The sequence below is a fragment of the Streptomyces mesophilus genome, assembly GCF_040300965.1.
Classification (GTDB): domain Bacteria; phylum Actinomycetota; class Actinomycetes; order Streptomycetales; family Streptomycetaceae; genus Streptomyces; species Streptomyces mesophilus_A.
This window is the reverse complement of sequence record NZ_JBEPEW010000247.1, coordinates 1-7,228: the sequence shown is the minus strand read 5'-3', so window position 1 is coordinate 7,228 and position 7,228 is coordinate 1. Positions and strand designations below refer to the sequence as shown.

Sequence of the window (7,228 nt, the reverse complement as noted above, 5' to 3'; positions counted from 1 at the left end):
GGCCCACCTTGTCGGTGGTCCAGTCGACGCCTTCGCCGAGCGCCTTCTTGCCCGCGTCGATGCCGTCCTCTTCGACGGAGTCCCGGCGCACGAGGCCGTGGCCTTCGTACGCCGGAACTATGACCGCCGCGCCGTGGAGACGCCCTGGCAGAAGCGGTACGTCCAGCGGTTCACCGGCTGAGCGGCGGGCCGCTGCCTGCCTGGCGCCGGGCCGTTCACCGGCTCAGCGCCGGGCTGCCCTCCGCGAGCTCCAGGCGGCGGCCCACGAACCGCTCCCGCATCCGCCGGTCGTGCGTGACCACGATCAGCGCGCCCTCGTAGGAGTCCAGGGCCTCCTCCAGCTCCTCGACGAGGGCGGGGGAGAGGTGGTTCGTAGGCTCGTCGAGCAGCAGCAGGTCGACCTCCTCGGTGACCAGGCGGGCCAGTTCGATGCGGCGGCGCTGGCCGTACGAGAGTTCGCCGACGCGCAGCCGCAGGTCGGACGGCGTGAACAGGCCCAGGGACAGGAACAGTTCACGGTGTTCGTCGACCGTGCCGCTGCGGCCGTACGCGAACGCCCGCAGCAGCGGCATGCCGGCGGGCCACGGGGTCTCCCGCTGACGCAGATGACCGACCCGGCCGGGTACGCGGACGGTGCCGGACGACGGCGTGAGCTCACCCGCCAGGACGGCGAGCAGGGTGGACTTGCCCGCCCCGTTCGGACCCGTGATCAGCAGCCGCTCGGCCGGCCCGAGACGCAGATACGGCAGGTCGAGACGGTCCGGTACGCGGACGGCGGTCAGCTCGGCCGCCGACTCGTTCCGCGGGCCGTCCGCTCGCGTGATGTCCGCGGTCAACCGCAGTGGGTCCGGCGGCGGTTGGGCCGGCTCCGACGTCAGGCGTGCCACCCGCTCCTTGGCGTTGCGGATCCGCACCATCGCGCCGTGTCCGCGCCCCCGCGCCCGGAACCCGCCGTGTCCGAAGACCGCGAGCGGGACCTTGCGCGGGATGGCGTCCAGACGCGCGACGTTGGACTCGGCGAGCTTCCGGTTGCGGGCGAGTTCGTCGCGCCAGTGCTCGTACTCCTGGATACGGCGGCGGCGTTCGGCGGCCTTCGCCGTGACGTAGCCGCGGTAGCCGTCCCCGTAGCGGGTCACCTTCGCCTCGTCGACCTCCAGGATCGTGCTGGTCAGGTTCTCCAGGAACACCCGGTCGTGGGTGACCGCGACGACCGTGCCGCGCCGGCGGCGCAGATGGTCCTCCAGCCAGGCGAGGGCGCGGTCGTCGAGGTCGTTGGTGGGTTCGTCGAGCAGGAGCAACTCCGGTTCGGCGGCCAGGGTCGCGGCGAGCGCGAGCCGGGAGCGTTCGCCGCCGGACAGGGTGCCGAGGCGGCGCCCGCGTACGAGCCCGGGCAGGCCGAGGCCGTGCAGGGCGAGGTCGACGCGGGCGTCGGCCTGGTATCCGTCGCGCGCCTCGAAGCGGGCGAGGATCCCGGCGTACGAGTGGAGCGCTGCGTCGAGGTCCGGTCCCCGGAGACCTTCGAGGGCCTCCTCGGCGGTCCTCAACTCCCGTTCCATGGACCGGATGTCGGCGAGTGCCACGTCGACGGCGTCCTGCACGGTGGCTTCGGGCGGCAGGTCCAGGCTCTGTGCCAGATAGCCGACACCGCCGGGGGCGGTGACGGTCAGCTCGCCCGTGGTGGGGGCGAGTTCGCCGGCGAGCAGCTTGAGCAGGGTGGACTTCCCGGACCCGTTGTCACCGATGATCCCGACTTTCTCGCCGGGCTTCACGGTGAAGGTGATGTGGTCGAGGACGGGCTGCGTTCCGGTCTCGTAGCGCTTGGTGACCTCGTGGACGGAGAGCTGGGCTGTCGGCGCAGGCATGCGCGGGCCCCCTTCGGGATCGGACCGCGAGGGGGACGACCTCTGCTCGCGGCGGGTGGGATGACGGCACGGCACGCCGGCCGCGGAGCGAGGCTCTACGCGGCGGCGTCGGCGGTGATCACAGGGAACCCATGCGTATGAAGGTACGGGGTTGCCTTCGATTTGGCAAGACGGTTCGTCTCGTCTCGCTTGATGGGGGCCGGTCTCGGCTGCGTGCTTGACGGGGTCCTTCCCCGCTGCTTGCTCGGTCGTCTCGTCCGGAACGCCTACCCTGCCCCCCATGCCCGCCCTCCGCCGCATCACCCCGGCCGACCGCCGAGCCCGCCTCGCAGTACGTCATCTCCTGCACCCCGCAGCCCGTGCCGCCCGTACCGAGGACGTCGCCGAAACCCTCGTGGGCCTGCACGCCACCGACGCCGCCACGGTCACCCTTTCCGCGTCCGCGCGCCTCGCCGAAGCCGCGTCCGGACCCGCCGACGTCGACCGTGCCCTTTATGAGGACCGCACCCTGCTGCGCATGCACTGCATGCGGCGCACCCTCTTCGTCGTACCCGCCGACCTCGCCCCGGTCTTCCATCACGCCACCCCGAAGTCGATGGCCGCACGTGAACGCGCCACCTTGGTCAAGCACTTGGCGGCCGCCGCCCCCGCGCGCGACGAGCGCTGGCTGGATGTCGCGGCCGCGAAGGCGCTGGCCGCTCTCGCCGAGCTGGGTGAGGCGTCGGCGCCCGAACTCACCGAAGCCGTACCGGAGTTGCAGGCGAAGATCACGCTCAGCCCGGGTAAGCGCTATGCGTCCACCGTGCGGGTGGGCGGTGAGCTGCTCCGGCTGCTCGCCATGGAGGGCAAGGTGAGCCGCGGCCGCCCCGTCGGCGGCTGGACGTCGAGCCGGTTCCGGTACCACCCGGCCCCCGAGCTTCCCGGCGTCGACCCCGCCGCCGCCCAGGCCGACTTGGTGCGCCGCTGGCTCACCGCGTACGGACCGGGTACGGAGGCGGACCTGAAGTGGTGGACCGGCTGGACCTTCCGCGATGTGCGGCGCGCGCTGGCGCGGATCGAGCCCGAAGAGGTGGACCTGGGCGAGGCAGGGCGTGGCTGGGACCTTGATGCGCGCACACCGCGGGAGGTCACCCCGTGGGCCGCCTTCCTGCCGGGTCTCGACCCGGCCACGATGGGCTGGCAGCACCGCGACTTCTGCCTCGATCCCGCGCACCGTCCACTGCTCTTCGACTCGGCGGGCAACGGTGGCCCCACGATCTGGCTGGACGGCCATATCGTCGGCACCTGGGCCCAGCGCCCGACGGGCGAACTGGTCCGACGCCTGTTCACCGAATCCGGGGCCGACGGAACGGCGCTCATCGACGCCGCGCAGGAGAGGCTGCAAACCCTCCTGGACGCCGGTGAGTTGAGGGTCAACTTCCCCGCGCCCCTCACCAAGGAGCTCCTCGCCTGAGCCCTTGCTCCCGCCCCACCTGTCGCTTTCGCCCCGCGTTGCGTACTCATGACCAATCCATTGCGTTGAAGAGCCTTGACAGCGTGCATGCGGTTTCGCGACGTTTGAGCCCGGCAGGGGGCGGGGGAACCGGGGGGCGGCCGCCGCTGCTCAGCATGGCCAAAACGGGCCCGCCCCCGGTCTCACCCGTGGAGGGCGGACCGCGTGGACATATCGATCCACAGACCGCAGGAGCTGAACGACGAGCTCCGCAAGGCCTGGCACAAGGCGATGGACGAATCGCCGCTGTATGCGAACCCCTTTCTGGCACCGGAGTTCGCCGCCGGCGTCGGCCGCCACCGACCCTCCGCCCGGGTCGCGGTGCTGCGCCAGAAGAACGAGCCCGTCGGCTTCCTGCCGTATGAACGCGGCACCTTGGGTGTCGGCCGGGCGATCGGGCTCGGGCTCTCCGACAGCCAGGCCCTCGTCCACCGGCCCGGCGTCACCTGGAACACCCGGCAGCTGCTTCGCGCCTGCGGGCTCGCCGTCTTCGAGTTCGACCATCTCGCCGCCGGACAGCGGCCGTTCGCCCCGTTCGTCACCGGCACCTTCGCCTCGCCCGTCGTCGACCTCAAGGCCGGCGACGGAACGTATGCCGAATGGCTGCGCGCCACCTACCCCGGCCTCGCCAAGACCACTCTCAAGAAGGAGCGGAGGCTCGCGCGCGACCACGGTGAGCTGCGCTTCGTCTACGACGAGCGCGATCCGGTCATGCTGCGGCAGCTGATGGACTGGAAGTCGGCGCAGTACCGCAGGACAGGGCGGATGGACCGCTTCGCCAAACCCTGGATCGTGGCGCTCGTCGAGGACCTCTTCGAGGTGCGCGAGGAGCACTTCACGGGGGTCATGTCCGTCCTCTACGCGGGGGACCGGCCGGTCGCGGTGCACTTCGGGCCGACGTCGCGCACCGTGTTCGCCGCCTGGTTCACCACGTACGACCCCGAACTGCACTACTACTCACCGGGCTTGATGATGCATCTGCGGATGGCCGAGTCGGCGGGCCGCCAAGGTGTGCAGGTCATGGACTTCGGGCGCGGCGACAAGACGTACAAGGACTGGCTGAAGACCCGTGAACTGCGCGTCGCCGAAGGCTTCGCGACCCGCCCGCACCCCGTCGCCGCCGCCTTGCAGACCTGGCGGCGCCCCGTCCGCGGCCTGCGCAACACCGTCAACGCCCACCCCCGGCTGCGCGAGCCCGCGGACCGGCTTCTGAAGGCGGCGGGCTCGCTCAGGACGGGCCGCGGCGCGCACTGAGCTCTGCTCCCCCGAGCGCGGCTGCACGACCCCGTATGCACAGCAGGTTGTACGGAAGGAAGTGGCCCATGCCGTACGGAGCGAGACTCGCCGCCGCGATGACGCGGCGTCTCGGACGGGAGTGCCTGTTCACGCCCTCGGCCCGGCTCGCGCTCTATCTGGCGCTGCGCCGCTGGTGCCGGCCGGGCGACCGAGTGCTGATGTCGCCGGTGAACGACGACGTGATCCTGTTCGTGGTGCTCGCGGCCGGACTGCGTCCCGTGCAGGCGCCGGTCTCGGCGGCGGACGGGAACATCGACCCCGACGCCGTGCCGGAGCCGCTCTGGCGGAGCGTCGACGCGGTCCTGACGACGAATCTGTACGGGATGCCGGACCGCGTCCGCGAACTGCGGGACCGCTGCGAGGAGTTGGGGATCCCGCTCTTCGAGGACGCCGCGCACGCCATCGGCACCCATGTCGACGGCCAGGCGATCGGCACCTTCGGGACGGCGGGCGCGTTCAGCCTCGGCAAGCACGTGGCGGGAAAGGCGGGCGGCTTCCTCGCCGTCGGCGACGCGCGGACCCGGCGTGAACTGGAGCGGCTGCGCGACGACCTGCTGCTGCCCGCGCGGCTGCGCGAGGACGTGGCGACGGCGCTGCTCCCGCTGGCCCGCTCGGCCGTGCGCACCCTGCACCTGGTGCGCCCGGTCTGGCGGGCGGCGCAACGCCTCGGTCTCCTGGAGCGCGAGGGCTACCGGATGCCGCTCGAGGCCCCCCGCCTGGCCGTGTCCGGGACCCGGGCGCCGAACCTGTCCGCGTACGACTCCTGGTTACGTGTCGATCTGCACAGCTGGCGCCACCGCCACGGGCCGCTGGTGCGCGCCCAGTTGGCGGCGCGGCTCGCCGCCCTGGACGGGAACCTGGCCCGTCGCCGCGCGGGCGTCACCGAGCTGACCGGCACCACCTGGGCCTCCCCGGCGCTGCGCGACCGCCTCGCCCACGAGGGGCCGGTCGCGCTGTTCCGGGCCCCGCTCCTGGTCCACGACCGCGACGTCCTGGTCGACCGCCTGGTCGGCCACGGCCTCGTCGTGGGCTACCTCTACGACCCGCCCCTGGACGACTACGCGGGCCTGGAGTTCACCGACCCGTCCCCGTCGCCCGAGGCCGCGCGCTGGTTCGCGGCACACGTCCTGCCGGCGGACCCGCTGCAGTCGACCCGCATCATCCGGGCCCTGCACCACGAGGGCGCCCGCAGGGCCCGCTTCACCCCACCGCCGCCGGACGGGCGCTCGCACAGGCTGGGGGTGTCGCCGGACGAGCGGGCATCGTAGGGGCCCGACGAGGGTCCGCGCCGGACGAGGCGCCTGCGTTGTCAGTGGGTGCCGATAGCCTTGGAAGGGCTCGTCCCCCGGGAGGGAGGGGTCTGTCCCCTCACCCCCACGCCCGCACCACCCCGTCGTACTGCCGCCGGGCCTCGGCGATGCGTCCCGTCGCCATGAGCGCACCGCCGAGACGGGTACGGATATCCATCTCGAGCCAGGCGTAACTCGGTTCGGTCAGCGGGGAGAGCAACTGCAGCTGGAGCAGGGCCTGTTGGTGCAGCAGGATAGCGGCGCCGGGGTCGCCCCGGCCGTGCACCGCCGTGCCGAGCCGCGTCAGGCTCCGGGCGCCCAGGAACACCTCTCCGCCCTGCTCCACCAGACGCACCGCCTCCGTCAGGAGCCGGACGGCCTCGGCGTACCGGCCGTGGCGCAGGTGGATGTCGGCGCTGGAGCTGAGGATGCGGCCGAGCATGCGCGGGCGGCCGTCGGCCTCGGCGTGGCGGCGGGCCTCGGTGAAGCTGGTGAGCGCCGCGTCGCCGCGTCCCGCGAACTGGTGCGAGAGGCCCTGGATGAGCAACGCCATCGACCCGAGCCAGTGGTCTCCCCCGGCCCGGCACAGCTCGGCGGCCGCGGTGACGTGGGCGAGGGCCTGTTCGCCCTCGCCGACGCTCAGCGCGGTGGCACCGAGACCGGTCAGTGCGCGGGCCTCCTCGCCGGGGAAGCCGAGCCGGCGGGCGCGTTCGAGCGCCTCCGTGCACAGCGCGCGGGCCTGTGTGTAGCGGCGCTGGTGGATGGCCGTGTAGCCGAGGCAGGCGCGCAGGGCGAGCGGCATCCGCGGATCGCCGGACCGGTCGGCGTGGGGGAGCGCCAGCTCGAGCGCGGTCTGGCACTCGTGATAGCGCCCCTGCCGTACGAAATAGTCGGTGTACGCCTCCGCGATCCAGCACGCCAGGCCGTACTCCCCGAACGCGACGGCATGCCCGACGACATCCGGCAGTTCACCGCCGAACGAGTCCAGCCAGCTCTCGGCCTCGCGCCAGTCGTCGAAGCGGCCGGGGGAGGGGGTGTTCCCGTGGGGCTCGAGGTTGGCGATTGGGGTGTCCCCGTGGGCTTCGCGGTCGGCGATTGGGGTGTCCCCGTGGGCTTCGCGGTCGGCGATTCGGGTGTCCCCGTGGGCTTCGCGGTCGGCGAAAGGGATGGCGCCGATGGCCCCGTCCTCATGCGAAGGTCCGCTGGGAAACCCGGCAACCCCCCAGTCGCTCGCCGTCCGCGCGGCCGCCAGATGCAGCCGCAGCGCCCGCGTCCGCACCCCGGCGGCC

General features: G+C 72.7%; 5 protein-coding genes and 1 pseudogene. 4 read left to right on the top strand and 2 right to left on the bottom strand.

Annotated elements, in window-relative coordinates; all coding sequences use genetic code 11:
* A pseudogene (locus ABT367_RS39915) lies at nt 1-181 on the top strand (hypothetical protein); the annotation flags it as partial.
* Between the two features lie 34 nt (nt 182-215).
* Here the strand turns inward: ABT367_RS39915 and ABT367_RS39910 are convergent.
* Nucleotides 216-1,862 carry a TlrC/CarA/OleB/SrmB family ABC-F type ribosomal protection protein gene (locus ABT367_RS39910; RefSeq protein ID WP_352258687.1) on the bottom strand — a complete coding sequence of 549 codons (1,647 nt, stop codon included), beginning with the start codon at nt 1,860-1,862 and terminating at the stop codon, nt 216-218.
* Nucleotides 1,863-2,142: 280 nt separating this feature from the next.
* Between ABT367_RS39910 and ABT367_RS39905 the strand changes: the two genes are divergently transcribed.
* The 3 genes from ABT367_RS39905 (at nt 2,143) to ABT367_RS39895 (ending at nt 5,918) form a co-directional block, all read left to right on the top strand.
* Entirely contained in the window at nt 2,143-3,315 is a 1,173-nt protein-coding gene (locus ABT367_RS39905) for a winged helix DNA-binding domain-containing protein (RefSeq protein ID WP_352258685.1), read from the top strand.
* 204 nt (nt 3,316-3,519) lie between these two features.
* Nucleotides 3,520-4,608, top strand: coding sequence for a GNAT family N-acetyltransferase (locus ABT367_RS39900; protein ID WP_352258683.1), 1,089 nt, complete (start codon nt 3,520-3,522; stop codon nt 4,606-4,608).
* Between the two features lie 68 nt (nt 4,609-4,676).
* Nucleotides 4,677-5,918 (top strand): DegT/DnrJ/EryC1/StrS family aminotransferase, encoded by a 1,242-nt coding sequence (locus ABT367_RS39895; RefSeq protein WP_352258682.1) that lies wholly within the window; start codon nt 4,677-4,679, stop codon nt 5,916-5,918.
* A 100-nt stretch (nt 5,919-6,018) separates the two neighbouring features.
* Here the strand turns inward: ABT367_RS39895 and ABT367_RS39890 are convergent.
* A partial coding sequence (locus ABT367_RS39890) for a tetratricopeptide repeat protein (protein ID WP_352258680.1) occupies nt 6,019-7,228 on the bottom strand: 1,210 nt, incomplete at its 5' end.

Excerpts from the sequence above, each read along its gene's own strand:
- ABT367_RS39910 (WP_352258687.1), bottom strand. The coding sequence starts at position 1,862 with ATGCCTGCGCCGACAGCCCAGCTCTCCGTCCACGAGGTCACCAAGCGC.
- ABT367_RS39905 (WP_352258685.1), top strand. The coding sequence starts at position 2,143 with ATGCCCGCCCTCCGCCGCATCACCCCGGCCGACCGCCGAGCCCGCCTC.
- ABT367_RS39895 (WP_352258682.1), top strand. The coding sequence starts at position 4,677 with ATGCCGTACGGAGCGAGACTCGCCGCCGCGATGACGCGGCGTCTCGGA.